Raw genomic sequence first — 25659 nt, 5'->3', positions numbered from 1 at the left:
CGGCCGGTCATACAGACCGAGAGCGTGCCCGTCACGCCCGTTGGATGTGGGGTTACGGTTGCTCGGCCGGATCGAGCGTGAGTGGAAACCATACCGAGATCGTGGTTCCCCGACCCGGCTTGCTGTCGACCGCTACCGCCCCAGCATTCCGGTCCACCAGTGATTTGACAATCGACAGGCCAAGCCCCGTACCACTGTCGGGCACCGCCAGCGATGGATTGCCGACCTGATGGAACGGTTCAAAAATCCGGTCAATCTGATCGGCTGGAATACCGATCCCGTGATCGCTGACTGAGAACCGCAACCGGGAGCCGTCCTGAATGACCATCAGTTGGACGACCCCGTGCTTGGGCGAAAACTTGACCGCGTTGCTCAAGAGATTGATCAGGATCTGGCGAACCGATCGCGGATCGGCCAGGACGTTCGGCAGATTCCTGGCCAATGCCGCTTCCAGTCGAACCGAGCGGGACCGCGCCACCGCGCGCATCAGCCGGACAACTTCGGCTACTGATCGGCGCGGGTCGGTCGGCTGCGGTGCAACGGCAAACCCGTCCGCGTCCAGCCGAGTAAAGTTCAGGATGTCGTCGATGTGGGACAGCAGGATGCGTCCGGCCTGCATGACGTCGCCCAGATACTCACGCCGTTTGCCCGGTGACAGCCGATCCTCCATGAGCATCAGGGTCTCGGACAGCCCGAGTATGGCGTTCAACGGTGTGCGCAGTTCATGGCTCATCCGTGCCAGGAAGCCCGACTTGGCAGCGTTCGCCTCTTCGGCGGTATCGACGGCCTTGCGCAGTTCCAGCTCGGCGTCCTTGCTGTGGGTCACGTCGGTGGCGATCAGCAGCGTGCCACCGTCTTCGAGCTTCTGGTCCTTGACCCTGAACCACCGACCGAACCGATTGATGTCTGTCGGACCGGATGGATTCCGGAACTGCTGCAGACGTTTCGGAACTTCGGTTTCTGGGTTGCCGATGATGCCCCACAACGCAAAATCATTGAGGATCTCCCCCAATCGCTTGCCGGGAACCAGGATCCCTTCAAACTGCGGATGAAGCGCGCGATACGGCCGGTTGGCGAAAACCAGCCGCTCATCAGCGTCGAACAACGCCACCACGTCTTCGATCGAGTCGAGCGCACGGACCAGACGGTCAACGGTTTCGCGCGCCGTCACCTCCTCGGTGATGTCCCGGCCCGTTCCTCGGTACCCGACAAAACGGCCGTGTGTGCTGAATACCGGGCGTCCGCTGATGGATACGTGGACCAACGCGTTACCGGAGCGGTGAAGAATGTAGCGGAAGTCCCGGAACGAACGATGGTTCTGCAAATCGTCGAGATGCTGGCGCCAGTGCTGCGAAAGCGTATCCCCGGCTGCGAAGTCCCAGCGCTTGGTGCCGACCAGATCACTGTCCGTGCCTTGCGGCCGAGGCCAAGCACCGGACAGCGACAGGAAACAATGGTTGGCATCGGTCTCCCAAAACCAGTCGGAGGCCGTTTCCGTCAGGTCGCGAAACCGCGCTTCGCTTTCGGCCAGGGCGCGCTCCGCCCGTTTACGCTCGGTAATGTCCTCCCGGATGGCCACATAGCCTTCATGCCGGCCGTCGACGGAGCGAAACCGATCCAGTTGCAAGGCGAAGACCCGTTCCTGACCGAGCCGGTCACGGTTCGTGATCTCGCCGGCATAGTGGCCAGTTGCCGTCAGTGCCGACCGCACTTCGGCAACCAGTGCGGGTTCCCCCTGATCACCGTAGAGCACGTCGCTGGGTCGACGTCCGATCGCATCCGTCCAGAGCACACCGAAGGTGTCGAGGAACGCCGCGTTCATCCACACCAACCGGAACTCCAGGTCCATGACATATGTCGGATTGGCGCTGTGCCGGACCACCTCGGCAAGCCGGGCATTCTCCGCAATGTGCCGTTCGAGCTCCTCGCGCCCCTCCTCCAGCTGCTCGCTCTGCGCCAGGGCCTGGGTCTCGAACCGCATCTGAGCCCGCCGATGCGCAATACTCAGCCCAAGGAGACTGCAGGCATCGCGTAACATCGGTTCCAGTGGCTTGAAGCCGGCTGTATCGCTCGCGCCAACGCGCACTTTGCCCAGACGATCCGCGCCGGAGCCGATCTCATATTCGTGTGTCCAGTTGTCCAATGCGCCGTGGTCGAAGGCTGTGTCGGCGAGCAATACTTCCGCATTCGCGACGAACGGCAGATCGAGGACAGCGCCGCGAATTGCCGCGGCCATGCTGGGTCCGACAGCCATCGACTGAGCGCGGTTGACGAGCCTCAACAGGATTGCGCCAGGGTCCGACGTGACCAAGTCAGTACCAGACAAAGGCACTCGGCCATCCTCCTGTGGCGCACCGTGGCGTTCCCGTCGCGAATGACCGGGACCGGCCCGCAACAGCCAACATGCTCCCTTTGGCCGCGGGGCTTGTCGGACTGCCGCTCCATTATCCAACCGACGGCCGGATCAGCGTTGCGCCCCGGCCGAGGCCGTGACCGCATACAGCATGATGGCCGTAGCCGCCGCAAGGTTCAATGAGTCGGCGCCGTCCCGCATCGGGATCCGGACCAGTCGAGTGCAGGTAGCGGCGATCCGGGCCGGGAGGCCGCTCTGTTCGTTGCCCATTACCAGCAGGGTTGCCGGTCCGCGGCCCACCGACTCGGGTTGCAGGCTTGCCCTCAGATGGGTCCCGACCGTGCGCCCCGTCCAACTGCGATGCCAATCGAGATACGCTGTTTCGTCGAGACGGATCAGCGGGACGTTCACGATCGACCCCATGGACGCGCGAACCGCCTCGGTCGAGAACGGATCCACCGTGTTGCCGATCAGCAGGACACCTGCAACCGCAAAGGCGTCGGAGCTGCGTACGATCGATCCGAGATTTCCCGGATCGCGAATGCCCTCCAGCGCCAGCCAGGTGCCCCCCGGTGCCGCGACCACGCTCTCCAGCTTTCCCCAGCGCTGCTCGATCACCGCGATCACGCTCTGCGCATTGTCGCGTCGGGCGATGCGGGTCATCAGTTCGTCGGTCACGGTCAGGACGCGACCTCCACCAGCTTCGCAGCCGTGGATCGCCTCGCGCAGCAGCTCACCGGGGGACGCACTCTCCGACAGCACCAGCCGGTTGACCCGCCAACCCCGTCGGACCGCCTCGACCACGTGACGCAGGCCTTCGGAAACGAAGGCGTTCTGCTGGCTGCGACCCTTCTTGGTCTCAAGCGCCCGCAGTGCCTTGATCTCCTGATTGGCGGCGCTGCGAATGACGGTGGGGTTCTGGTCAGGCATCACGGCTCCAGCGGACATACAGTGACGTCGGCAACGGCCGCCCGGTCGCCTCCTCGCGCAACGCCATCTCACCAGCAGTGATCGTGCCGTCGAGATCAGCGAATGCGTCTCCTACCAGCCGCCACAGCGTCAGCATCGACAGATGGGTGGCATAGGCCGTCAGGATCAACATCGACGACCGCTGGTCGAGCAGCGCGCGGCAATCAGTCAGCAGCTGCGGCAGCTGCTCCTCCAGCCGCCAGACCTCGCCCTTCGGGCCGCGTCCGTACTTCGGTGGATCGAGCACGATGATGTCGTACCGGCTGCCGCGGCGAACCTCACGGGCCGCGAAGCGCGCAGCATCGTCGCAGATCCAACGGATCGGTGCCGCCGATAGCCCCGACATTTCCTGGTTGGCACGTGCCCACGCGATGGCCTTCTTCGACGCGTCGACATGGGTGACCTTCGCACCGGCGGCAGCCGGCAGCAGCGAGGCCATGCCGGTATAGCCGAACAGGTTCAGCACCGTCGGCGGTTCGCTTCCGGTTCCGGCACGCCGTCCCACAATCTCCACAACCCGGTCCCAGTGGACCTGATGTTCCGGGAACAGGCCGAGATGGCGGAACGCCGTAAGCTGCGCCTCGATCCGCACCGGGCCATAGGCGATCGGCCAAGGCTCGGGCGCCTTCCTGCCCGTTGCCTCCCAGCGGCCGGCCCCTTCCTCTTCGCGGCCCGCGAGAAAGCGGGCATCGGCGGTCGACCACCGAACCGATGACAAGCTGGGGCGCCAGATCGCCTGGGTATCGGGCCGGTCCAGGACGTGCCGGCCGAACCTCTCGAGCTTGCGGCCGTCGCCGCTGTCGAGCAGGGAATAGTCGGCCCAGCCATCGGCGACCAGAATTTCCGGGGTCAGAGCACCCTCCCTTGGCGTTCGAATCCGGCGCGACACTACAGGGCCAGAACAAACGGGGCGAGCCCGTTAGAACCGCAGTTCAGCCGGCCGTTTCATCTCGATCGTCAGTACCGGATCCGTGTTACCGGCGTTTCGCCATCCGGCCGACACCAGGAACCGATCGGCCAGCACCCACTGATGGAACCGCCAAGCCTGTTCGTCGTCATCGATCGCTGATGTGAACCGGATGCGCGGCGGGTCAACGTCGAACCAGAACTCGTTCAGCGGCTGCGACAGGCCACGACCGGTCGCCTTGATATAAGCCTCCTTCAAAGTCCACAGCCGCAGGAAGCATTCCAGTTGCCGGTCTGAGGGCTGTCTGGCCAACCAATCGGCCTCGGAACCGAAGAAGTACCGGTCGGCTACCGCCAGATCGACGCCGCGGTCGACCGCTTCGACGTCAATGCCGAGTTCGAAGTGATGCGACGCGGCTACCGCCACCAACCCGTCGGTGTGCGAGACATTGAAATGCAGATCCAACGGTCGGTCGCCGATGAACGCGCTGGGCTTGCCCTTGAAGCCGGCCTCGTACCGGAACGCCGTCGGCTTCTCTCCTGTCGCTGCGCTTAGCAACGATCGCGTCAAAGCATGTGCCGCGACATACTCGATCCTGGTGCGCGGAATCGCCAGCCGGGCCACACGGGCCCGCTCGGTGTCGTCCAGAACCGCGGTCCAGCGCGCAACATCCACTTCCGCAAGTCCGACCGTGGGCATCGCCCAGAGCGTTACCGATGGCGTTGCCGTGGGGGTCATCATGTCTCCGGACGGGTGGCGTGCCCCGATCATCCGGTGCGGTGACGCCCTGTCAACCAGCGCCTCCGCGTCTGCGGTTTCGCCGTTTCATGGAGATCGGCGGTCATCCCGCGGCTGCTCTGGAGAAGAAGGCGATGCTGACGGGCTCGCTCGAAGCACCACGTCGGCCAGGTCGGCTTCCTGCCAAGGCTCGCGGTGCCGATGGCGGCCTCGGCGCAACTGCAGCATGTACAACCCGACAGCCAAGACGGAAGCAACGAGCAACACCGTGAATCCGCCGATCTTGTAGATCACGACGAACAGAACAACACAGAGGGCGCGGACGAACAGCACAACGAGACGATAGTGCGCCGTGGTTGATAGGCCAAGAGCCGGTCGGTAGAGTCCCGGCTCGACATACGATCAGGTACGGGGCCGGTGAGCCGCTTAGCCCACGCGACCCTCTCAAGGACTTTCCATGTCGATTGCCTGGCCGGAAGCCGACATCCATCCGCTATCACCTGAGCGATGGCCCGACTTCGAGACGCTGATAGGACCGAAGGGCGGTTGCGGCGGGTGCTGGTGCATGCTGTGGCGGCTGCGCAAGCGGGACTTCGATGCCATGAAGGGTGAAGCCAACCGGGATGCGATCCGGGCAGTCGTTGATACGGGTCCGCCGCCGGGATTGCTGGCTTATGACGGCGACCGGGCGGTCGGCTGGATCTCGATCGCCCCGCGCGCGGCGTTCCCAAGACTGGAAACATCGAGGGTGATGCAGCCGGTTGACGACCAACCGGTGTGGTCGGTGTCGTGCTTCCTGATTGCAAAGACGCACCGGGGGCGCAGGCTGGCGGTCGACCTGCTCGATGCGGCCTGCCGATTTGCCAGCCAGCACGGCGCCACCGTGGTGGAAGGCTACCCGGTGGCGCCATTGAAGGCGTCGTACCCCGACACGTATGCCTGGACTGGCTATGAGAAGGTGTTCCTTCGTGCCGGTTTCCGGGAAGTCGCTCGGCGCTCCGACACCCGTCCGATCATGCGGCGCAGCCTGTAGGCATCACACCGACATGTGGCGTTCCAGTTCGGCGCCCAGCGCGCCCTTCGGGTCGCCCGATGCCACCACCCGGCCACGGTCGAGGACCGAGACCGTGTCGGCCAGTTCCCGCGCGAACTCCAGGTACTGCTCGACCAGCAGGATTGCCATTTCGCCGGTCGAGCGCAGAAACCGGATGGCGTTGCCGATGTCCTTGATGATCGATGGCTGGATGCCTTCCGTCGGCTCATCCAGAATCAGCAGGCGCGGCCGCGTGACCAGCGCCCGGGCGATCGCCAACTGCTGCTGCTGCCCGCCTGAGAGGTCGCCGCCACGCCGGTCCATCATGGCGTCGAGCACCGGAAACAGCTCGAACAGCGTATCGGACAAGGTCCGCTGCGCGCGCGGCAGGGTGGCAAACCCGCTCTGCAGGTTCTCGCGCACGGTCAGCAACGGGAAGATCTCGCGGCCCTGCGGGACATACGCAATGCCGCGGCGGGCGCGCTCGAACGGCGGCAGGTTGCCCAGCACCTCGCCCTCCCATTTCAGGGTGCCGCGGCTGATCGGATGATGACCGGCGATACCGCGCAACAGGCTGCTCTTGCCCACACCGTTGCGGCCAAGCACGCAGGTAACCTTGCCGGTCTCGACCGTCAGGCTGACGTCCCACAACGCCTGGGCCGCACCGTAGTGCAGGTCGATCCGCTCGACTTCCAGCATCGCCTTATCGCCCCAGGTAAACTTCGATGACACGCTCGTCGGCGCTGACCTGATCCAACGACCCCTCGGCCAGGACCGAGCCTTCGTGCAGCACGGTCACCCGAACGCCGAGGTCGCGCACGAATGTCATGTCGTGCTCGACCACGACCACGGAATGGGTTTCGGCGATCCGCCGCAGCAACGCCGCGGTCTCGGCCGTTTCGGCATCGGTCATGCCCGCGGCCGGCTCGTCGACCAGCAGCAGGGCCGGATCCTGGGCTAACAGCATGCCGATCTCCAGCCATTGCTTCTGGCCGTGCGACAGGCTACCCGCCAACGCGTCGCGGCGGTCCGTCAGACGAATGGTGGCCAGCACCTCATCGACACGGTCGCGTTCCCGTCCGGTCAGGCGGGCGAACAGACTGGAGAACACGCCACGCGGCCCCTCCAGGGCCAGCACGATGTTGTCGAGCACGCTATGGCTCTCGAACACCGTCGGGCGCTGGAACTTCCGGCCGATGCCCAACTCGGCGATCGCCGCCTCGTCCAGCTTGGTCAGGTCGCGCTCGCCGTTGAACAGCACGTCGCCCTTGTCCGGACGGGTCTTGCCGGTGATCACGTCCATCATCGTGGTCTTGCCGGCACCGTTCGGGCCGATGATCGCACGCATCTCGCCGCGGCCAACCACCAGCGACAGATTGTTCAACGCACGGAACCCATCGAAACTCACAGTGACACCGTCAAGGTACAGCAGGGATTTGGAAAGCTCGGTCATCGCCCTACTCCGCCGCCTGCCGGTCGATGGTATTCATCTTGGCCTCCGGCGCCTCTGTCGGTCCGGCAGGCACCGGCCGCCGGGATCGGACCAGGCCCAGCAGGCCCTTCGGCAGGAACAGCGTCACGACGATGAACAGACCGCCCAGCGCGAACAGCCACAGTTCCGGCAGAGCACCGGTGAACCAGCTCTTGCCGACGTTGACGACCAGCGCCCCGAGTGCCGCACCGACCAGCGTCCCCCGCCCGCCAACCGCGACCCAGATCACCGCCTCGATCGAGTTGGCAGGCGCGAATTCGCCGGGATTGATGATCCCGACCTGCGGCACGTAGAGCGCCCCGGCGATACCGGCCATCATTGCCGACACGGTGAAAACGAACAGCTTGTAGTGCTCCACCCGGTAGCCGATGAAACGTGTCCGGCTCTCGGCGTCACGGACCGCCACCAGCACCTTGCCGAGCTTGCTGGAAACGATGGCGCGGCACACCAGGAAGCCACCGGCGAGCGCAACCGCCGACAGGGCGAAAAGACCGCAGCGCGTCGTATTCTGCTGCAGATCGAAGCCCAGCACGTCCTTGAAGTCGGTCAGACCGTTGTTGCCGCCGAACCCCATGTCGTTGCGGAAGAACGCCAGCAGCAGGGCGAACGTCATCGCCTGGGTGATGATCGAGAGATACACCCCGGTGACCCGCGAGCGGAAGGCGAATGCCCCAAAGACGAAGGCGAGCGCACCGGGCGCCACCACCACCATCACGGCGGCGAACCAGAACTGGTCGAAGCCGTGCCAATACCAGGGCAACTCCTTCCAGTTCAGAAACACCATGAAGTCCGGCAGGACCGGGTTGCCGTAGACGCCACGGCTGCCGATCTCGCGCATCAGGTGCATGCCCATCGCGTACCCGCCGAGGGCGAAGAAGGCGCCATGCCCAAGGCTGAGGATGCCGCAGTATCCCCAGACCAGGTCGATCGACAGCGCCAGCAAGGCATAGCAGAGGTATTTGCCGAACAGCACCACGTTGGTGGTCGACACGTGCCATGCCGAGTCCGAGGCGACCGACAGGTTCAGAACCGGTACCAGAACCGCCGCCACGCCAAGCGACACCAGGAACGCAACGCCGACCCGGCTGAGGCCCAGGGGCATTGCCGCGGCTCTCATGATTCCACCGCCCGGCCCTTCAGGGCGAACATGCCGCGCGGCCGCTTCTGGATGAACAGGATGATGAAGACCAGCACCAGGATCTTGCCGAGAACCGCGCCGGCATAGGGCTCCAGGAACTTGTTGACGACCCCGAGGGTGAACGCGCCGACCAGGGTTCCCCAGAGGTTCCCGACCCCGCCGAACACCACCACCATGAAGCTATCGATAATGTAGGACTGCCCGAGATTCGGGCTGACGTTGTCGATCTGCGACAGCGCCACCCCGGCAATGCCGGCGACACCGGAGCCGAGGCCGAAGGTCAGCGCGTCGACCCAGGTTGTGCGGATGCCCATCGAACTGGCCATCCGACGGTTCTGTGTAACCGCGCGCATCTGCAACCCGAAGGCGGTCCGCTTCAGTACCACCAGCAGGAGAATGAACACCGCGATCGCGAACACGATGATCCACACCCGCCCGTAGGTCAGGGTCAGCCCGCCCAGCTCGAATGCCCCGCTCATCCAGCTCGGTGCGCCGACCTCACGGTTGGTGGGGCCGAAGATCGATCGCACGGCCTGTTGCAGCACCAGCGACAATCCCCAGGTCGCCAGCAACGTCTCAAGCGGCCGGCCATAGAGCCAACGGATGATCCCACGCTCGATCACCACGCCGACCGCGCCCGCCGTCAGGAACGCCAATGGCAGCGCAATCAGCAGCGACACGTCGAACAGCGCCGGCGCCGAGGTACGGATCACCTCCTGCACCATGAAGGTGACATAGGCGCCGATCATGACCATCTCGCCGTGCGCCATGTTGATCACGCCCATCACCCCGAAGGTGATGGCAAGCCCGATGGCCGCGAGCAGCAGCACCGATCCCAGCGACAGGCCGTACCAGATGTTCTGGCCAACCGACCACATCGCCAGCGACTGCTCGATCAGGGCAATGGCCGCCGCCGCCTTGCGCTTGACCTCGCCGTCGGCGGAAGCGGCAACCGACGACAGCAGGTCCTTGGCATCCTGGTTGCCGTGCTCGGCCACCACCGCGATCGCCGCCAGCTTTTCGGCTTCGGGCCGGCCGGTCTGCAGGATCGCGGCGGCCCTCGCCAGGACCATTCGACGCCGGATGCCGTCATCGGTTTCCGCGGCGATCGCCTCATCCAGGACGTCCAGCGCGCTGGCGTCACGGCTCTTGAACACCGCATCGGCCGCCGCGCGGCGCACCGACGGATCCCTGCTGCGCAGGGTAAGCGACCCGACCACCGCGCTGATCACCCGGCGCAGGTTGTTGTTCACCCGGATCCTGTCGAGGGTCGACCGCTCAACAGAGCCGAAGTCTTCGGCCGTGATCGGGTCGACCGCCCTGTAGGAGTTGCCGTCGCGCACGGCGATGACGACCTTGCCGTCCGACTTGCGAAGCTGCAGGTCGCCATTGCCCAACGCGGTCAGGGCGGGAACCGCCGACGCATCACCGGCCGCGGCCAGTTCGTTGATGATTGCTTCCTTGGCCGCGAAATCCGCGGTCGCCAGCGCGCCGATCCGGCCCCGCAACGTGTCGGAGTCGGCCTTGACGCCGGCCGCTCCGGCGATCAACAGGGCGACCGCAAGCACGGTCCGCCGGACGATGGTTCCGAAGGGCATGAACTGGGTCTCCCGGGGCTGAGCCCGTTCGGAGATGGGGGGATCAGGCCGCCCCCGGGACAGCGCTCTCTGCGTCCCGGGGCACGTCCAGATCACACGGTGTCGGGCGTCAGCTGCCCTTGCCGCCGCACTTGCCGGTCGCGACGTTGAAGTTCCCGCACGACATCGGCTTCCGCCAATCCGCGATCAGGTCCTTGGAGTCCGGCAGGAAGTCCGACCAGGCGTCACCCGGAACCAGACCTGAGGTCTTCCACACCACGTCGAACTGGCCATTGTCCTGGATCTCGCCGATCAGGACCGGCTTGGTGATGTGGTGGTTCGGCATCATCGCCGAGTAGCCGCCGGTCAGGTTCGGCACGGCGACACCGACGAGCGCGTCGATGACCGCATCGGGAGCCACGGTACCGGCCTTCTCGACCGCCTTCACCCACATGTTGAAGCCGATGTAGTGGGCTTCCATGGGATCGTTGCTGACCCGCTTGTCGTTCTTGGTGAACGCCTGCCAGGACTTGATGAACTCGGCATTCTCCGGTGCCGGGACCGACATGAAGTAGTTCCACGCCGCCAGATGTCCGACCAGCGGGCCGGTGTCGATGCCGGCGAGTTCCTCTTCACCGACCGAGAAGGCCACGACCGGAATGTCCTGGGCCTTGATGCCCTGGTTGGCCAGTTCCTTGTAGAACGGCACGTTGGCGTCGCCGTTGATGGTCGACACCACCGCGGTCTTCTTGCCCGCCGAGCCGAACTTCTTGATCTCGGCGACGATGGTTTGCCAATCGGAATGACCGAACGGCGTGTAGTTGATCATGATGTCTTCGGCCGGAACGCCGCTGTCCTTGAGATAGGTCTCAAGCACCTTGTTGGTGGTCCGCGGGTAGACATAGTCGGTGCCGGCGAGCACCCAACGCTTCACGCCTTCGACGTCGCGCAGATAGTCGACCGCCGGAATAGCCTGCTGGTTCGGTGCCGCCCCCGTGTAGAACACGTTGCGCTGGCTCTCCTCACCCTCGTACTGCACCGGATAGAACAGCACGCTGTTCAGTTCCTCGAACACCGGCAGAACCGACTTGCGCGACACGCTGGTCCAGCAGCCGAAGACCGCCGACACCTTCTGGCCGGCGATCAGTTCGCGCGCTTTTTCGGCGAACAGCGGCCAGTTCGACGCCGGATCGACAACCACCGCCTCGAGCTTCTTGCCCAGCAGGCCGCCCTTGGCGTTCTGTTGTTCGATCAGCATCAGCATGACGTCCTTCAGCGTGGTCTCGCTGATCGCCATGGTGCCCGACAGTGAATGCAGGATACCGACCTTGATGGTGTCCTCTGCCGCCGACGCGGTATGGGCACCGAACAGGGTTCCTGCTGCGAGCGCCGCCGCGGCTACCAAATTTGTCCGGAAGTGTGCTTTCACTCCCCGCCTCCTCATGTTGTTTCACGGGGAGCCCCCTCGCCCGCGATGAGTGATGCGGTGCAAGAGGTGTGCCTTGGAAGTGACTTCACGTTATCTCATTGAAATTATTTATTATTATATTGGACCAGTGTTCATAGAGCGCTGATAATATTGCGATGCACAATGTCGTTGATTTAGGCATCGACGTAGGCGGTGCACAATTTTATCGCGCTCGACCACTGTTCTGTGACGCGGGAACCAGCGGCGAGCGCTCCCGTCGTTGGCCCGCATCGACCAGCAGGCCACCGAGCGCATCGAGTGACTCAGCGCGCTGCGAAATGTCCGACAGCGTCCGGTCCATCGCCTCCAGAACCGCCTGCCGCGACTGTTCCAGATCCGACGACGGCGCTCGATACATCGGTTGGCTCGCTTCCATCTTCGCCAGCCACAACGGAACGCCTGCCGCCACACCGCCAGCCACCACTGCGAGAACGAGAGCGGTGCAGATGATCAACCACCGACGATTCACCCGATCCCTCCATATCCTCCATGGACATGACGGGCAAACTCACAAGGAGCCGTGATGGTTCCGCGGTATGGCTGCCTGCGGTCAGACGTTGTCGCCGCGCAGCGCCTCAAGCACGGCGTCGGTGACCTGGCGGGTCGTTGCGGTACCGCCCAGATCACGCGGCATTGTCTTGCCGGCGGCGGTGACCCGTTCAACCGCGGTCATCAAACGGGCCGCCGCCTGCGGCTCTCCGATGTGCTCCAGCATCATGGCGGCACTCCAGAACGACCCGATCGGGTTGGCGATGCCCTGGCCCATGATGTCAAACGCCGAGCCGTGGATTGGCTCGAACATCGAAGGACCGTCACGCTCCGGCCGAAGGTTCCCGGTGGGAGCGATGCCGAGCGAACCGGAGAGGGCCGCCGCCAGATCCGACAGCACGTCGGCGTGCAGATTGGTGGCGACCACCGTATCGAGACTCTCCGGCTTCAGGACCATTCGGGTCGTCATGGCGTCGACCAGCATCTTGTCGGTCCGGACATCGGGATAGTCGCCCTTGATGCCGTCGAACACCGCGTCCCAGAACACCATGCCGTGGCGTTGCGCATTCGACTTGGTCACCAGGGTCAGCAGCTTGCGCGGCCGGCTGCGGGCCAGTTCGAAGGCGAAGCGCTGGATCCGTTCGACCCCGACCCGGGTGAACACCGATACGTCCAGCCCGACCTCTTCGGGCAGCCCCTGATGGACCCGTCCGCCGGCTCCGGCGTACTCGCCTTCGGAGTTCTCCCGCACGATCACCCAATCGAGCCGGTCCGGACCAACACCTTTCAGCGGCCCGTCGATACCCGGCAACAGCCGTGACGGCCGCACGTTGGCGTACTGGTCCAGGGTCTGGCAGATCTTGAGCCGCAGGCCCCACAAGGTGATGTGGTCCGGCAGGTGTGGATCGCCGGCCGAGCCGAAATAGATCGCGTCGAAAGCTCGGAGGGTATCAACCCCGTCCTCCGGCATCATGACGCCGTGTGCCCGGTAGTAGTCGGCGCCCCATGGAAAGGTCTCGACCTCCAACGCAAAGCCGCCGTCGCGCTGCGCCACCGCCTTGAGCACCTCAACTCCCGCCGATATCACCTCGGGGCCGATGCCATCACCGGGAATGCTTGCGATGCGATGCGTCTTCATAGTCGTTTCCTCTGGTAGGGCCAAATCCACGCCGCAACATACGCGCGGGCGCGATAAAAATGGGTACGGCGATCTTAAGCGGATTCTCCGGATTGGGTAGAAGGCCTAGGAACCGGCGCCGGCGTCGGTCAGAGGCTGGCGCGACACGATACGAACCGCCGATGGGTCGACAACCAGGATTGCCTCGCCATTCCCGTAAGCGTCTTTGAAGGCGAAACCGGAAAGGCCCGCCGACATCAGTCGCTCGCTCAGGTCACGCCGAACCGACTCGAGAAACTCGAGCGGCAGAAAGAACAGATCCATCTGGGCCGACAGCAGCGGACAGGCCTCACGCAGGCCGCGAAGCATCTCGCTCAATGCAGGCTTGTCGCGGTCATACAGGGCATCCAGCCAGCCGCGACCGTTCCAGTCGGCCTTGAGTTCCTCGGCGGCGTCGCGTTCGTCGTCGCGGACCGGAGCGCCGTCGAGTTCCAAAATGTCGCGCAACGTGCTCCAAGAGTGATTGTCGCAGAGCGCGGATACCATGTCGGCTTCAACGGATTGCCAAGCCGAGTCAGAAACCGCTCCAGCCCGCGACGCGATCTGGTACAGCGCAGCGGATGACCAGTGCCGCAGATCAATCGCAGGGACGAAGAGACCGTCGACATCCAGGCGGCAGATCAACTCCGTGAAGACCGAACGGTGGTGGCGTTCATACAGTTTCCGCACGCCGGGAAAGCCGCTGGCATCCAGGCCAAGATGAATCCCCGGTGCTCCACCGATCAACTCAAATCGATCAAACGATCGCGGCGTGAGATGGTGCAGGTCGACGTCACAGCGTACTGGTTTGAGACGGGTCAGCGCCAGGATATCAGAGTCACTCATCAGGGACGGCATCTCGTCTTGTCTTGCGGCCAATCCTGTCCGGCTGTCCCTGTGTTGTTAACAGGTGTCGCCCTCCGCCGCTGCAACTTCCGTGCATATCGGCGCTCGCGGACCAGCGTTGATCGCCTTGGCAAGTCAATCCGGACGTCACGCTCCGACCTCCGTCAGGGCGATGTCCAGTGCTCGTAGACGCGTGAAATGGCACTCCGGCGCCCCCGGCACGTTGACGGATGCCCGCAGCTTTGCGCGCATTGCCACCATCCGCGTCAATGCCGTTTCATGATTCAAGCGGATGCCCACGAGTTCAACTGACGCCCGCAGCGCGTGACCGAGCAAGAGGATCCGGTGCAACACCGACAGAACCGACTGGGCGAAGTCACCCGCCGGGCCGACGGTCCGCAGATGCTTCTCGGCAATCCTAAGATAGCGGTCGGTCATGTGCTGAAGTCCGTTCACGAAATCCTGCATCGCCTGCTCGCCGATCGTCAGAACGAAGGGGTGACTGCCGGATCGCCGTTCGTCACGATCGCTCTCCAGCACCTGCAGGATGATCACCAGGAGATCGTCGACGGCCGACAGTGTTGCCACCGCGTCGAAATGGCTCATTTCGTCCGGCCGGGACTTGAACTGCTCGAACACCATGCCCGCCCAGACCACCGATTGTCGGGCGGCTCGATGCGCCAGCGCCCGGACCTGCTCTGACTGGCCGGAGCCTCCCGCAATCCCGATCACCCACTCGATCGCCTCGACCCGCAGGATATCGCCCGCCAACTGCCGGACGTCAGGGATGTCTGAGTCGCTGCGGGCGTTCAGGTGCCCTTCGATACAGCTTCGGCACGCTTGAACGATCGTCGACAGGCACCGGTGGATCGCCGACCGCAACCGGGTGTCCGGGCCCACGGCCGTCTCCCACGCCGCCATGGCTGCGATCGCCTGCGCATACTCGGCCGCCGTTCCCTCATCGGCGTCGCGGGCTTCCGGACGGTCACCGGCCGGTATTGGCAGCAAGGCCGCGAAGCGCGCGAGGATGAGCGGGCAGGTCTGCGTCACCGCGTGCTGAGCGACTGCGGCCACCGAGCCGGACGCCACGCCGCGGAGCGCCAGCGAGCCCGAAAGGCCCGCCCGGACTTCGCGAGCATGTACCTCCAGCGCGGCGGCAAAGCCAGCCAGGGTACTACCGGACATCCTGGGCAAGTCCTGGTTCAACGACAGGATCTGACGCTCGAGCGCTTCCAACGTTGTCCGACGACGATCTGCGTCCGTCACACCTCTCCCCTCTGGAGCCTGCCGCCCTTCGCGGTCTTCAGGTCGCCTCTACGGTATCGTCAACCTACTTTTCGAACGATGCGAGCGCAGTGTCCAGGATTCCCAGCCTCTTCATGGCGTCCGGCGGCGCGTTGTGGGTTCCGAGCGAAGCCTGGAGCCTGCCTTGCATCTCCTGCATGCGCAGGACGGTTGCCTGATGGCTCAATTTGACCCCCAGCGTGCTCACGACCGGGAGCAGGACGTGGTCGAGTCGCACGATGCGTTGCAGCACCTGCAACACCGATAGAACAAACGCTCCCGCCGCACCGCCGGCCAGAAGATGATCCTCCGCTATCTCCAGGTATCGTGCGGTCATGTGCTCCAGCCCGGTCACGAACTCCTGGAGCGCCTGCTCGCCGATCGTCAGCACGAACGGGTGGCTGCCGGATGCGCGCTCCATCCGGTCGCTGTCGTGAACACGCAGGATGACGACCAGCAGCTCATCGACAGCCGCTAGGGTCGCGACTGCATCGAAATGGCTGAACTCGTCGGGCTCGGCCCGAAAGCGCTCGAACACCCGTCCCGCCCACGCGACGGACTGGCGCGCAGCCCGGCTCGCCCGCTGCAGGATCTTGGTAGAGTGCTCGGGCGCTCCCGCCAGACTGAACACCCACTCGGCCACCTCAGCCCGCAGGATCTCCCGGGCGAGTTGTCGGAAGTCCGGAATGTCGGCTTCGTCGGCGATCGACAGGTGCGCATCGATCCGGGCCAGGCAGGCGGTCGACACCGACAGCAAGCGTTTGCGAATTTCGGCCCGCAGCAGCGCATGCTTTCCGACCGCCATCTCCCATGCAGAGACCGCCGCAACGGCTTCCGCATAGTCGATCAGCGAGGCCTCATCGGCGCCACGTCGCGCGAAGGTCAAGTCACTCGTCGGCAGCAGACGGTCGAATCGGTCAAGCACCAAAGGACAGAAACATGTTTGCAAATGCCTGGAGATCGTCTCGACCGACTGCCAGACCGGACCGCGGATCATCAGTTGGTCCGCACGAGCGTCTCTGACGGCCCGCCCATGAGCGCCGAGCATCGTGATCATCTGGCCCAGAGACACGGTAGGCAACGCTTCGGCACCCTGTCCGATCGACAGGATCCGTCGGTCGATTGCGTCCATGGACGCCCGTGTCCGATCTGCCTTGTTCACGTCTTTGCCCGGTCGCTGCAGTGTCGGGTCCGGCGCTTGGATCACCTAGCGTTGAGACCATCGAATCTATATACAATCCTATTGATCGTGTCGCTGGGCTCGAAGGTAAGCGGGCCGGCGTCCAGCCCTCTGCTTCCAGATGCGATGGTACCGACAGAAACCCTGCGTCTTGCTGGCCAGACTGCGGAGATTCGGCGACTGGCGCTGGCGGTCGAGGCGTTCGCGGCGCGCCACGGCGTCCAGGGGAACGCGGCTCATCACCTAACTCTGGCCGCCGACGAATTGATTACCAACGCGATCGAGCACAACCCGCCACCGCCTGACCTTCAGATAACCGTGTCGCTCCGGCTGGAAACGCAGCAGATGATCATGGAGATCAGTTACCCGGGCACGCCGTTCGATCCGACGGCCGAGGCCAAGGCGCCGGAGCTCGACGCGCCGCTGGAAGACCGGCCGATCGGCGGTCTTGGTGTCCATTTCGCCAAGACTCTACTGGACGGCCTGAGCTACGTTCGCCGCCAAGGTGGCAACCACCTGACCCTGACGAAGAACGTTTAAGCATGCAGACAGAGGTAGCAGCGCCATGACGATGACCATCGAGAGCCAGGACGGCCTGGCCATCGTCGTCCTGACCGGACGGCTGGACAGCACCAACGCAGCGGACACTGAAGCCAAGATCGTGGTGCAGATCGAAGCCGGGCAAAAGCGGGTCGTGGTGGACGCCTCGGCGCTGGACTACCTGTCGAGCGCCGGGCTGCGCGTGTTCCTGGTGGTTGCCAAGCGGGTCAAGGCGGCCGGCGGCGGCCTGGTGCTGCACTCGCTTACCGATCACGTCCGCGAAGTGTTCGAGATCAGCGGCTTCATCAACGTGCTGACCGTCTGCGCCAACCGCGACGAGGCGGTCGCCCGGGTCTGATCTCGGCCCGGCGACCTACACCCAGCCGCCATCAACGATGTAGTTCTGGTTGGTGCAGGCCGCGGCCTCGTCGGAGGCAAAGAACACCACCACGCGGGCGACATCGGCAGGCTCGAGCTTCCGCTTCAGGCACTGGTTCTTCATCAGATCGGCCTCGCCTTCCGGTGTCAGCCACTTGTCGATCTGCCGCTTGGTCATGATCCAGCCCGGCAGCACCGAGTTGACCCGGATGTTGTGGACGCCGAGATCGCGGGCCAGGGACCGCGTCAACCCGACTACCGCCGACTTTGCCGCGGAGTAGCCGGGCATCCCACCCTGTCCGATCATCCAGCTGACCGACCCAAGGTTCACGATGGCACCGCCGCCGGCTTCGGCCATGCCGTGCCAAACCGCCTGCACCGCGAAGAACTGATGGCGCAGGTTGACCGCCATACGGTCGTCCCAATACTCCGGCGTCACGGAATCAATGGTGTGACGCTCATCGTGGGCGGCGTTGTTGATCAGTACGGTGATCGGTCCAAGCTCAATGCGGATCGCATCGATCGCGGCGCGCAGCTCATCGATGTTGCACAGGTCGCATGCCTTGAACACGGGTGTGGAATGCCCGGCGCCCGACAGCCGGGCGATCAGCCCATCGGCTGCTTCGATGTCACGGTCAACGAAGCCCACCTGCGCCCGCTGCCGGCAGAAGTGCTCGACGATCGAGGCCCCGATCCCCGACGCGCCGCCCGTCACCAGCACGACCCGATCCTGGAGGCTTGGATAAATCGCCCCATCCGCCATCGTTGACCTCCTTGTCCGCTCGTCGGCTAACATCGTGTGGCGGCCGATCGGGCCGGCGGTTCGGCAACGTCGACGTCCACCGCTTCGAATGCAGGTTAAACCATTCCGGCGGTGATCCACTCCGCCCGCCCGGCACCATGTCCCGCTCCGACACCAGGCCGGGAGCGAAGTCCTGGAACTGATCGTCGAATGCACCGCGGATACCGCAACGACCTCCGACGAGGCACGCGCCGACTAAACCCTCACAATGTCCGGCCAGTTCGACGCGACCGCGGCCGCAACGTCAACCGGCCGCGTGGTCGCCGTGTCGACCACCAGGGTCCGGCTCGGGGCCGAACGTCGCAGCGCAGCGGTCGCCGCCTCAGGATCGTAATGCCGGGACTCCTCCACGATAATCGCGGCACCGCGCGACACGGCATCCGGATCGACGGCCAGATCGGTCAACGACCGGGCGAGCCGGTCGAGCACGTCTCCGGGCACGAGGGTATCGAACTTCTGATCGGTCAGCCTTGCCTGGATCATCTCTCTACCCGCGCCGGTCGCTGCACATTCACGACCATGGGTGCCATCGAACGGATCGTTCCGCCCGCACAGGCGCCACAGCCGTTCCTGCGGTGAACATTCCAGCACCAGGAACCGTGCGTTCGGCAGCCTTGCAGCCGCCGTAACCTCCGCCTCGCCCCGCAACCCGTCGAACAGGATGACGCCCGCCGGCAGATCTCCGGGCAGCGTCAACCACTGCAGGACATCGCCCATGCCGCCGGGGTGCTGGTCCTTGAACGCCGCCGTCAACCGGAACCGGGTGACACGATCCGACACGAGTGTCCGGTCTCCGGTCATCATGGGAAGAATCAGCGCGTCTGTAAGCGCCCGCCGGTCGGGTAGCAGCGCGGCAAACGCCAGATCAGCGGCCAGTCGCTCAACGGCCGTAGACTTCCCCGCGCCGGTCAGGCCAACCAGGATCAGCAATGTCACGTCCGACAGGCGCAGTCCCAATGACGGCTCGCGTGCAATTGCAAGTTGGTCGGCTGTCACCCGTCGCATGTCCGAGGTCCCGTACTTTGGCCTGAATCATGCTTGCCAGATATCGAGAGACCAGGTCAACCGATCGAGGCTTGCAGACAATTGGACGGCCGTGGCATCGCTGGCCTTGCCGAAACACCCCAGATCCGCGTCTAAGTTATTGAAGAGGCATCTCGGGTGGAGTTAAGTTGGGGTTCGGTACCCAGAACGGGCATCAGGAGTGGGAGGGGCGTCCATGCGACGCGGAACGATCGGGGCGGCGGCCGCTACTGCAGCCATCTTTGTCATGGGCGTCTATGTGTCGGTCGGATCCGCGTTGGACCGGTCGAACCTTGGCAATCCGTCGATGCCAGCCGCGGTCGCTGAGCCGGTCGCCGCAGTGCCGACGGACGCCGAGCCAAGAACCACCCAAACGCCTGAATCAAACCCTCTATCATTGGTCGAGTCCACCGGCGCAACAGCACTCGCCGCTGCCGATACCATTTCGGCCACCAGTTGGCAGCTTGCGCTTGGCGCATACTATCTCGGCGGCGAGTTGCTGCAGACCAGCGGCATCGTTGGAACGCATATCGTGACCTCACTCGGTATCGTGCCGGTCCAAACCGAACCGACGCCGGCCTCACCCCAGGGACCCGCGGCGGCGCAAGCAGCCAGCACCGCGGAAAACGCCAGGATCGGCGCCTGGACCGGAACCGGGCAAGCCAACCTGACGCCATCGCTCGATGGTCCGTCCAAAGCAACGGCAATGGCCGAAACCGGCTTCAGCAAGCCCGACGCTCAATTGAGAGTTCCCGCCTCTGCCGGCACCAAAGTGGCGACCAAGACACCCGAGACCGCCGTTCGGCTCGAGAACGCCTCCATCAGTGCGGCGGCAGTGCAGCGACAAGGTGAGAGCAACGTCGCGGGGACGGAAACCGATGTCGTGTGCACTTGGCCAGCTCTGGCGCTGAAAGAGGCTCGCGAGACGGAGTCCGCAACACTCGCCAAGCTCACCGAGTTGGGGTTGATGTCCGAGCCGGCCGTTCGGTTGCCCGACGGCGCGGTGTTCCTGCCTAAGGTCGCCCAACGGTTGCTGCAGATCCGAACCGGATACCCGTGCAAAGGCGGCGTTACGTCCAGCCGGACACTGATCGGCCATGTGATCGCCGATCCGACGGCATCGGGCCTCGTCCAGGCGAGCCAGGACGGACGGATTGAGGCTGTGGACTGGGGCCTGCCGCGCCTCGGCCAGCGGGTCACGGAGGGCGAGGTTCTCGGATATCTCCGACCGATCTGGTCGAACCGCGACCGGGCGTCGATGGAAGCCGAGATCGCGACGTTGCGCGGCGAGGTTGCCGAAAAGGAACTGGAGTTGGCGCGCTCCCGTGAGTTGCCGCTGCTCCCGTTCCGGCAGGGGCGTATTCTTTCGATCCGCCTGGAACTGGACAAGTTGCGCCGTCACCGGGATGCGCTTCTCGAAGGACTTGAGGGTCGCGAACCGATCCTCGCCTCGGCCAGCGGTGTGGTTGCGCGCGCCGACGCTCGTGTCGGTCAAGTGGTGGAGGCCCAGCATCTGCTCTGGGAGATCGTGGACGAGCAGCGGTTGTGGGTCGAGGCCGACTGGTTCGGCAGCGAACCGCCAACGCAGATCAAGGGAGCGACGGCACGACGATCCAGCGGCGCATCCCTAGCGCTCAGCTACGAGGGGGCTGGTTGGACGTTGACGCAGCAGTCCGCGCCGCTGCAGTTCCGTATCCAGCAGCCCGTCTCTGGGCTGAGAATAGGTGAACGCGTGACGGTCTTGGTACACGAACCGGTCTCCGCCGAGGGTGTACTGGTCCCGCGCAGCGCGCTGGTGCGCGGCGGAAACGGCGAGACCGGTTTGTGGGCCGCGACCTCGGCCGAACGCTTCGAGACCTTCCGTGTCCGATGGAAACCGGTTGACGGGTCGGTTGTCGCCATCGAGGCCGGGTTGCCGGAAGGCGCGCGGGTCGTCGTCAGCGGCGCCACCTTGCTGTCGGAGGTTCGGTGATGGCAGGGCTACGCAATCTGACGAAAGCCGCATTGTTGCTCGCGTTCGGCCTGTCGTTGCCTGTCAACGCTTTTGCGAGTGAAGGCCACAATCACGGTGCCCCGGAGGGTCCGGCGGTCAGCTTCGAGGACCTTGCGGCTCGGGCGTCGACGGTCGGTGCAAACTTCCAGTTCGTCGCGATGCCAAAGGCCGGCCAGTTGGTGATATTTCTCGACAATACCGAGACCAATGCTCCCGCCAAAGACGCGCGTATCGAGATATTTGCCGGAGATGCACTGGTAACCGCCGAGGAAACGGCCCCCGGATTGTACGTCGTGTCCCCGTGGCCGCCCGAGGGTCTGTCGATTGAAGACGCCGAATCCGTCGAGCTTATCGCCACGGTGGTGTCCGGCGACCGGGAGGAAGTCCTGCTTGCCCGCATGTCGGGTACCGCCGAGGGGGACCACGAGGGCCACGACCATGGCCCGACCACTGGCAAGCCGACCGGTGAGCGGGTCGCGCTCTGGGATGGCGTCCGACCGTTCGTACTTCCCGCTGCTGCCGGGCTTATCGCGCTGTTCGGGGCGGTGGCCGGCCTGCGCGGCACCGGTCGCCGTCGGTGGATTGGTTTGGGGGTCACCGGTGTTGGCATCGTCACGATGATCGCGGCCACTGGTCTGGTCTGATCCGGCGCTCGCCGGTCGGCGAGTGAAACGAGCCGAGCGGAGAGCCGCCCTATGTTTGCCTACACCGTTGAGCAGAGCCTGCGCCATCGCCTGTTCGTCCTGATCGTGGCGCTCGGTCTGGTGATTTACGGGCTGATATCGCTCAGGGCGATGCCGATCGACGTGCTGCCGGACCTGACGCGGCCGATGGTGACGCTAATCACCGAGGCTGAGGGCTTGTCACCGGAAGAGGTCGAGTCCCTCGTCACCTATCCGATCGAAGCCGCGATGAGCGGACTGCCGGGCATGCAGCGAGTCCGAAGCACGTCCGGTGCCGGCCTGTCAGTGGTCTATCTGGAGTTTGACTGGGACACCGACGTCTACATTGACCGGCAGTTCGTAGTCGAGCGACTGGGGCAGATCTCAAACAGCCTGCCGCCCGGGTTAGTGCCGTTCATGGCGCCGATGTCATCGGTGATGGGCGAGATCATGCTGATGGCGTTCACCTCCACCGAGACTTCCGCGATGAATCTGCGGGAGATGGTCGACTGGGTGATTCGTCCGCGACTGCTTGCCATTCCAGGGGTTGCCCAGGTCATCCCGATTGGCGGTGAAGTACGTCAGTACCGGGTCAAGCCGAACCCCAGTCAGATGATGTCGCTGGACGTCAGCCTGGAGAACTTGTCCGACGCACTGCATAAGTTTGGCGCCAACACCGGCGGTGGCTTCGTCAATCAGCACGACCGGGAATACGTGATCCGCAACGTCAGTCGGACTCGGGCGCTGGATGACCTGCGCAAGCTGATCGTCGCCGAGCGAAGCGGCATCTCCATCGCCTTGAGCCAGATTGCGGACGTTGAGTTCGAGCCGCGCGTCAAACGCGGCGACGCCGGTTACATGGCCGAGCCGGCCGTCATCGTATCGGTCATGAAGCAACCGGGGGCGGACAGCACGTCGCTGGTGGCGTCCGTGAAGCAGGCGATGGCCGGGCTCAGCCAGAACTTCCCCCGCGACGTGAAGTTCCGCGACATCATTTACGATCAGGGAGACTTCATCACGACTTCGGTCGAGAACGTCGAGCGCGTTCTGGTCGAAGCATCGGTGGTGGTTACGATCGTCCTGTTCATCTTCCTGATGAATGCCCGAACCACGATCATTTCACTGACCGCCATCCCGATCTCGGCGTGCGCCGCGATTCTGGTACTCAGTTTCATGGGCCAGTCGATCAACACCATGACGCTCGGCGGCCTTGCCATCGCGATCGGTGAGTTGGTGGACGATGCGGTCGTCGGCGTCGAGAACGTGTTCCGGCGGCTGCGTCAGAACGCGTTGCTGCCGAATCCCCGCCCCGCGGTACGCGTCGTCGCCGAAGCGTCGATGGAGGTTCGATCCGGCATCCTGATCGCCACCATCATCATCGTCGTGGTGTTGCTGCCGCTGTACGCGCTGTCCGGGATTGAAGGTCGGATGTTCGCGCCGTTCGCCACCGCCTATGTCATGGCGATCCTGGCGAGCCTGGTGACCGCGATCTCGGTCACGCCGGTGCTCTGCTACTTTCTGCTGTCGAACTCCAAGGTTTTGGAGAACGAGGATGGAGCGGTCCTGCGCTTCCTGAAACGCGTCAACCGACGCGTGGTCGGCTGGGCCATTGTCCGCACGCGCACCGTGGCAATCGGTGCGTTGTCTGCCGTGGTCGTCGTCGGGATGAGCCTGATCTGGATCCCGCGGGTCTTCATGCCGACCATGAACGAAGGTTCGATTGTGGTTCTGGCCGAATTGAGCCCTGGAATTTCCCTGGAAGCGTCGAACCGCATCGGGCGTATGGTCGAGCGTCTCATCATGCAGGTCCCGGAGGTGATTACGGTGGGCCGGCGGACCGGGCGCGCAGAACTGGACGAGCATGCGGAGGGCATCAACGTCTCCGAGGTCAATGTCAGACTGCTGCGCGCCGATCGAACCGACGAGGAAATCCGACAAGACATCCGTCAACGCCTCTCCTCCCTGCCGGTGCGCATCCTGCTGGACGAACCGCTGTCGCACCGCATTGATCACATGATCTCCGGAGTCCGGGCGAAGATCGCATTGAAGATCTACGGCGATGATCTCGATACACTCCGGTCGATCGCCGGTACGTTTGAACAGAAGCTGAAGGTCGTTTCCGGCATCGGCGACGTCGCTGTCGCTACCCAGGCACGGATCCCACAGATCGAGATTGCGGTCGACTACGACCGCGCAGCCAGCTACGGCGTGGCTCCGAGCACGATCACCGAGGCGCTGCAAAGCCTGACCATGGGCGAAACCGTATCCGAGATCCTCGATGGCGAGCGGCGTTTCGATCTCGTCATCCGGATGCACGATGCAGATCGGACGACCGAAGGGCTTGCTGGACTACTGGTCGAAACGCCACGCGGTCGCATCCCGCTGTCGACCTTCGCAGAGATCCGGGAGACCGACGGGCCGAACAATGTGCAACGCGAGAACACGCGCCGGCGCATCGTGGTCCGGGCGAACGCTGACAGTGGCGATATGAGCCGGGTCGTGGAAGAGATCCGCGGTATCGTGGCCGAGACCGAGATGCCTCCCGGCTACTTCACCGACCTGGACGGTACGTTCCGGGCCCAGGAGGAAGCCTCGCGATCGATCATGGTGCTGTCCGCCATCTCGCTGGCGATGATCTTCGTGGTGCTGTACAGCCGCTACCGACACGTTTCCTTGACGCTGATGATCATGGCGATCGTTCCGATGGCGATGATCGGCGGCGTCGGCGCCCTGTGGATTGCCAATCTTCCTCTGTCGATCGCCAGCCTGTTCGGCTTCGTCACGCTGGCCGGTATCACTGCCCGCAACGGCATCCTGAAGGTCAGCCATTATATCAACCTGGTGCTTCACGAGGGCGAGACCTTCGGCGACCATCTACTGCTGCGCGGCAGCGAGGAACGGCTCGCTCCTGTGTTGATGACCACGCTGGCAGCCGGTCTGGCCTTGATCCCGCTGCTGTTCGGTGGTGACGATCCCGGCAAGGAAATCCTCCACCCGATCGCCGTGGTAATCTTCGGCGGCCTGATCAGCACCCTGACCCTGGACACGCTGCTGACCCCAGTGCTGTTCAAGATGTTCGGCAAGAGCGCGCTGATCAACCTGACCGAAGACAACGCCGGCCGTGCCGGCCTGAAGGAAGCCTACTAACCTTACATGCCCTCGCCTTTCCGAGCGACTAAACGGAGAACTACCTCATGATCAAAACCTTCGTTCGCGCCGCCGCCGTCATGGCTGTCGTGTCCATGCCATTCAGTACGGCGAGTGTCGGCTTTGCCGCATCGGACAAGAAGCACGAGCACAAACACGATCACGAGGCCGTCGCGAAGCACGGCGGCACCGTCGCTGAAGTCGGATCGTACGATGTCGAGATCGTTATCGCCGACGGCAAGATCGTTGCTTACGTCTACGACGAGCATGGCAAAGACATCAGCAAGAAGGCCAGCAAGGGCGACGCCATCTTCGTCGTTTCGGGAGCCAGCAAGAAGGTGTCTCTATCGCTCGTCGACGACCGTCTGGAGGGCGCCTTAGGCTTTGCAACGTCACCGAGCGATCACTTGGATCTGGTGTTGCGTCTCGTGGTCGCCGGCAAGACCCATACCGGCAAGGCCGATGTTCACCCGAAATGATCTTC

Annotated in this window: 23 protein-coding genes; 7 read left to right on the top strand and 16 right to left on the bottom strand. The window is 64.2% G+C overall.

What is annotated here, in order from left to right:
- Positions 1-52: 52 nt before the first annotated feature.
- The 4 genes from RIC54_RS25915 to RIC54_RS25900 all read right to left on the bottom strand — a co-directional run bounded on the left by RIC54_RS25915 (position 53) and on the right by RIC54_RS25900 (position 4967).
- Positions 53-1981, bottom strand: a complete 1929-nt coding sequence (locus tag RIC54_RS25915; protein ID WP_350151582.1) for a sensor histidine kinase — start codon at positions 1979-1981, stop codon at positions 53-55.
- A gap of 483 nt (positions 1982-2464) precedes the next feature.
- Positions 2465-3283, bottom strand: coding sequence for a TrmH family RNA methyltransferase (locus RIC54_RS25910; RefSeq protein WP_350094067.1), 819 nt, complete (start codon positions 3281-3283; stop codon positions 2465-2467).
- Positions 3276-4211 (bottom strand): class I SAM-dependent rRNA methyltransferase, encoded by a 936-nt coding sequence (locus tag RIC54_RS25905; protein ID WP_350094064.1) that lies wholly within the window; start codon positions 4209-4211, stop codon positions 3276-3278. Before RIC54_RS25905 ends, RIC54_RS25910 begins: the two co-directional genes overlap by 8 nt.
- A gap of 30 nt (positions 4212-4241) precedes the next feature.
- Entirely contained in the window at positions 4242-4967 is a 726-nt protein-coding gene (locus RIC54_RS25900; RefSeq protein WP_350094061.1) for a 4'-phosphopantetheinyl transferase family protein, read from the bottom strand.
- Between the two features lie 457 nt (positions 4968-5424).
- Between RIC54_RS25900 and RIC54_RS25895 the strand changes: the two genes are divergently transcribed.
- Positions 5425-6000, top strand: coding sequence for a GNAT family N-acetyltransferase (locus RIC54_RS25895; RefSeq protein WP_350094058.1), 576 nt, complete (start codon positions 5425-5427; stop codon positions 5998-6000).
- A 3-nt stretch (positions 6001-6003) separates the two neighbouring features.
- On the opposite strand, the gene urtE is transcribed toward RIC54_RS25895, so the two are convergent.
- The 10 genes from urtE to RIC54_RS25845 all read right to left on the bottom strand — a co-directional run bounded on the left by urtE (position 6004) and on the right by RIC54_RS25845 (position 16582).
- A complete protein-coding gene (gene urtE, locus RIC54_RS25890) occupies positions 6004-6699 on the bottom strand; it encodes an urea ABC transporter ATP-binding subunit UrtE (protein WP_350094055.1) in 696 nt (231 codons plus the stop codon).
- 4 nt (positions 6700-6703) lie between these two features.
- Positions 6704-7453, bottom strand: coding sequence for an urea ABC transporter ATP-binding protein UrtD (urtD, locus tag RIC54_RS25885; protein WP_350094052.1), 750 nt, complete (start codon positions 7451-7453; stop codon positions 6704-6706).
- A 4-nt stretch (positions 7454-7457) separates the two neighbouring features.
- Positions 7458-8609: an urea ABC transporter permease subunit UrtC gene (urtC, locus tag RIC54_RS25880; RefSeq protein WP_350094049.1), complete on the bottom strand. Its 1152-nt coding sequence runs from the start codon at positions 8607-8609 to the stop codon at positions 7458-7460.
- Positions 8606-10228 (bottom strand): urea ABC transporter permease subunit UrtB, encoded by a 1623-nt coding sequence (gene urtB, locus RIC54_RS25875; protein WP_350094046.1) that lies wholly within the window; start codon positions 10226-10228, stop codon positions 8606-8608. The genes urtC and urtB overlap by 4 nt, the downstream gene beginning before the upstream one ends.
- Before the next feature lie 109 nt (positions 10229-10337).
- A complete protein-coding gene (gene urtA / locus RIC54_RS25870; protein WP_502989688.1) occupies positions 10338-11636 on the bottom strand; it encodes an urea ABC transporter substrate-binding protein in 1299 nt (432 codons plus the stop codon).
- Between the two features lie 202 nt (positions 11637-11838).
- Positions 11839-12144, bottom strand: coding sequence for a hypothetical protein (locus RIC54_RS25865; RefSeq protein ID WP_350094040.1), 306 nt, complete (start codon positions 12142-12144; stop codon positions 11839-11841).
- An 81-nt stretch (positions 12145-12225) separates the two neighbouring features.
- Positions 12226-13302, bottom strand: coding sequence for a tartrate dehydrogenase (locus tag RIC54_RS25860; RefSeq protein ID WP_350094037.1), 1077 nt, complete (start codon positions 13300-13302; stop codon positions 12226-12228).
- A gap of 105 nt (positions 13303-13407) precedes the next feature.
- The gene (locus RIC54_RS25855; RefSeq protein WP_350094034.1) at positions 13408-14166 is read right to left on the bottom strand and encodes a hypothetical protein; all 759 of its coding nucleotides are present in this window, start codon (positions 14164-14166) and stop codon (positions 13408-13410) included.
- A 147-nt stretch (positions 14167-14313) separates the two neighbouring features.
- Positions 14314-15351, bottom strand: a complete 1038-nt coding sequence (locus RIC54_RS25850) for a hypothetical protein (RefSeq protein WP_350094031.1) — start codon at positions 15349-15351, stop codon at positions 14314-14316.
- Between the two features lie 145 nt (positions 15352-15496).
- Entirely contained in the window at positions 15497-16582 is a 1086-nt protein-coding gene (locus RIC54_RS25845) for a hypothetical protein (protein WP_350094028.1), read from the bottom strand.
- A 174-nt stretch (positions 16583-16756) separates the two neighbouring features.
- On the opposite strand from RIC54_RS25845, the gene RIC54_RS25840 reads away from it, so the two are divergent.
- Positions 16757-17170, top strand: a complete 414-nt coding sequence (locus RIC54_RS25840) for an ATP-binding protein (protein WP_350094025.1) — start codon at positions 16757-16759, stop codon at positions 17168-17170.
- Between the two features lie 25 nt (positions 17171-17195).
- On the top strand, positions 17196-17528 hold the full coding sequence (locus RIC54_RS25835) for an STAS domain-containing protein (protein WP_350094022.1): 333 nt from the start codon (positions 17196-17198) through the stop codon (positions 17526-17528).
- Positions 17529-17543: 15 nt separating this feature from the next.
- On the opposite strand, the gene RIC54_RS25830 is transcribed toward RIC54_RS25835, so the two are convergent.
- Entirely contained in the window at positions 17544-18311 is a 768-nt protein-coding gene (locus tag RIC54_RS25830; RefSeq protein WP_350094019.1) for an SDR family NAD(P)-dependent oxidoreductase, read from the bottom strand.
- A gap of 234 nt (positions 18312-18545) precedes the next feature.
- Positions 18546-19355 (bottom strand): hypothetical protein, encoded by an 810-nt coding sequence (locus RIC54_RS25825; RefSeq protein WP_350094016.1) that lies wholly within the window; start codon positions 19353-19355, stop codon positions 18546-18548.
- Positions 19356-19569: 214 nt separating this feature from the next.
- On the opposite strand from RIC54_RS25825, the gene RIC54_RS25820 reads away from it, so the two are divergent.
- From RIC54_RS25820 to RIC54_RS25805, 4 genes are read left to right on the top strand one after another with little or no spacing between them, the layout of a single operon-like run.
- Positions 19570-21345: an efflux RND transporter periplasmic adaptor subunit gene (locus RIC54_RS25820; protein WP_350094013.1), complete on the top strand. Its 1776-nt coding sequence runs from the start codon at positions 19570-19572 to the stop codon at positions 21343-21345.
- Entirely contained in the window at positions 21345-22010 is a 666-nt protein-coding gene (locus RIC54_RS25815; protein ID WP_350151579.1) for a hypothetical protein, read from the top strand. Before RIC54_RS25820 ends, RIC54_RS25815 begins: the two co-directional genes overlap by 1 nt.
- 51 nt (positions 22011-22061) lie before the next feature.
- Positions 22062-25175: an efflux RND transporter permease subunit gene (locus RIC54_RS25810; RefSeq protein ID WP_350094007.1), complete on the top strand. Its 3114-nt coding sequence runs from the start codon at positions 22062-22064 to the stop codon at positions 25173-25175.
- A gap of 47 nt (positions 25176-25222) precedes the next feature.
- Positions 25223-25654: a hypothetical protein gene (locus RIC54_RS25805; protein WP_350094004.1), complete on the top strand. Its 432-nt coding sequence runs from the start codon at positions 25223-25225 to the stop codon at positions 25652-25654.
- Positions 25655-25659 lie beyond the last annotated feature (5 nt).

Source organism: Thalassobaculum sp. (assembly GCF_040219215.1).
GTDB lineage: Bacteria > Pseudomonadota > Alphaproteobacteria > Thalassobaculales > Thalassobaculaceae > Thalassobaculum_A.
This window is presented reverse-complemented; position numbering and strand designations above follow the sequence as displayed.

Coding starts and splice junctions, on each gene's coding strand:
- RIC54_RS25915 (WP_350151582.1), bottom strand. CDS start 1,981: ATGCGGTTCGAGACCCAGGCCCTGGCGCAGAGCGAGCAGCTGGAGGAG.
- RIC54_RS25910 (WP_350094067.1), bottom strand. CDS start 3,283: ATGCCTGACCAGAACCCCACCGTCATTCGCAGCGCCGCCAATCAGGAG.
- RIC54_RS25900 (WP_350094061.1), bottom strand. CDS start 4,967: ATGACCCCCACGGCAACGCCATCGGTAACGCTCTGGGCGATGCCCACG.
- RIC54_RS25895 (WP_350094058.1), top strand. CDS start 5,425: ATGTCGATTGCCTGGCCGGAAGCCGACATCCATCCGCTATCACCTGAG.
- urtE (WP_350094055.1), bottom strand. CDS start 6,699: ATGCTGGAAGTCGAGCGGATCGACCTGCACTACGGTGCGGCCCAGGCG.
- urtD (WP_350094052.1), bottom strand. CDS start 7,453: ATGACCGAGCTTTCCAAATCCCTGCTGTACCTTGACGGTGTCACTGTG.
- urtC (WP_350094049.1), bottom strand. CDS start 8,609: ATGAGAGCCGCGGCAATGCCCCTGGGCCTCAGCCGGGTCGGCGTTGCG.
- urtB (WP_350094046.1), bottom strand. CDS start 10,228: ATGCCCTTCGGAACCATCGTCCGGCGGACCGTGCTTGCGGTCGCCCTG.
- RIC54_RS25860 (WP_350094037.1), bottom strand. CDS start 13,302: ATGAAGACGCATCGCATCGCAAGCATTCCCGGTGATGGCATCGGCCCC.
- RIC54_RS25855 (WP_350094034.1), bottom strand. CDS start 14,166: ATGAGTGACTCTGATATCCTGGCGCTGACCCGTCTCAAACCAGTACGC.
- RIC54_RS25850 (WP_350094031.1), bottom strand. CDS start 15,351: ATGTCCGGTAGTACCCTGGCTGGCTTTGCCGCCGCGCTGGAGGTACAT.
- RIC54_RS25845 (WP_350094028.1), bottom strand. CDS start 16,582: ATGGACGCAATCGACCGACGGATCCTGTCGATCGGACAGGGTGCCGAA.
- RIC54_RS25840 (WP_350094025.1), top strand. CDS start 16,757: ATGGTACCGACAGAAACCCTGCGTCTTGCTGGCCAGACTGCGGAGATT.
- RIC54_RS25835 (WP_350094022.1), top strand. CDS start 17,196: ATGACGATGACCATCGAGAGCCAGGACGGCCTGGCCATCGTCGTCCTG.
- RIC54_RS25830 (WP_350094019.1), bottom strand. CDS start 18,311: ATGGCGGATGGGGCGATTTATCCAAGCCTCCAGGATCGGGTCGTGCTG.
- RIC54_RS25825 (WP_350094016.1), bottom strand. CDS start 19,355: ATGCGACGGGTGACAGCCGACCAACTTGCAATTGCACGCGAGCCGTCA.
- RIC54_RS25820 (WP_350094013.1), top strand. CDS start 19,570: ATGCGACGCGGAACGATCGGGGCGGCGGCCGCTACTGCAGCCATCTTT.
- RIC54_RS25815 (WP_350151579.1), top strand. CDS start 21,345: ATGGCAGGGCTACGCAATCTGACGAAAGCCGCATTGTTGCTCGCGTTC.
- RIC54_RS25810 (WP_350094007.1), top strand. CDS start 22,062: ATGTTTGCCTACACCGTTGAGCAGAGCCTGCGCCATCGCCTGTTCGTC.
- RIC54_RS25805 (WP_350094004.1), top strand. CDS start 25,223: ATGATCAAAACCTTCGTTCGCGCCGCCGCCGTCATGGCTGTCGTGTCC.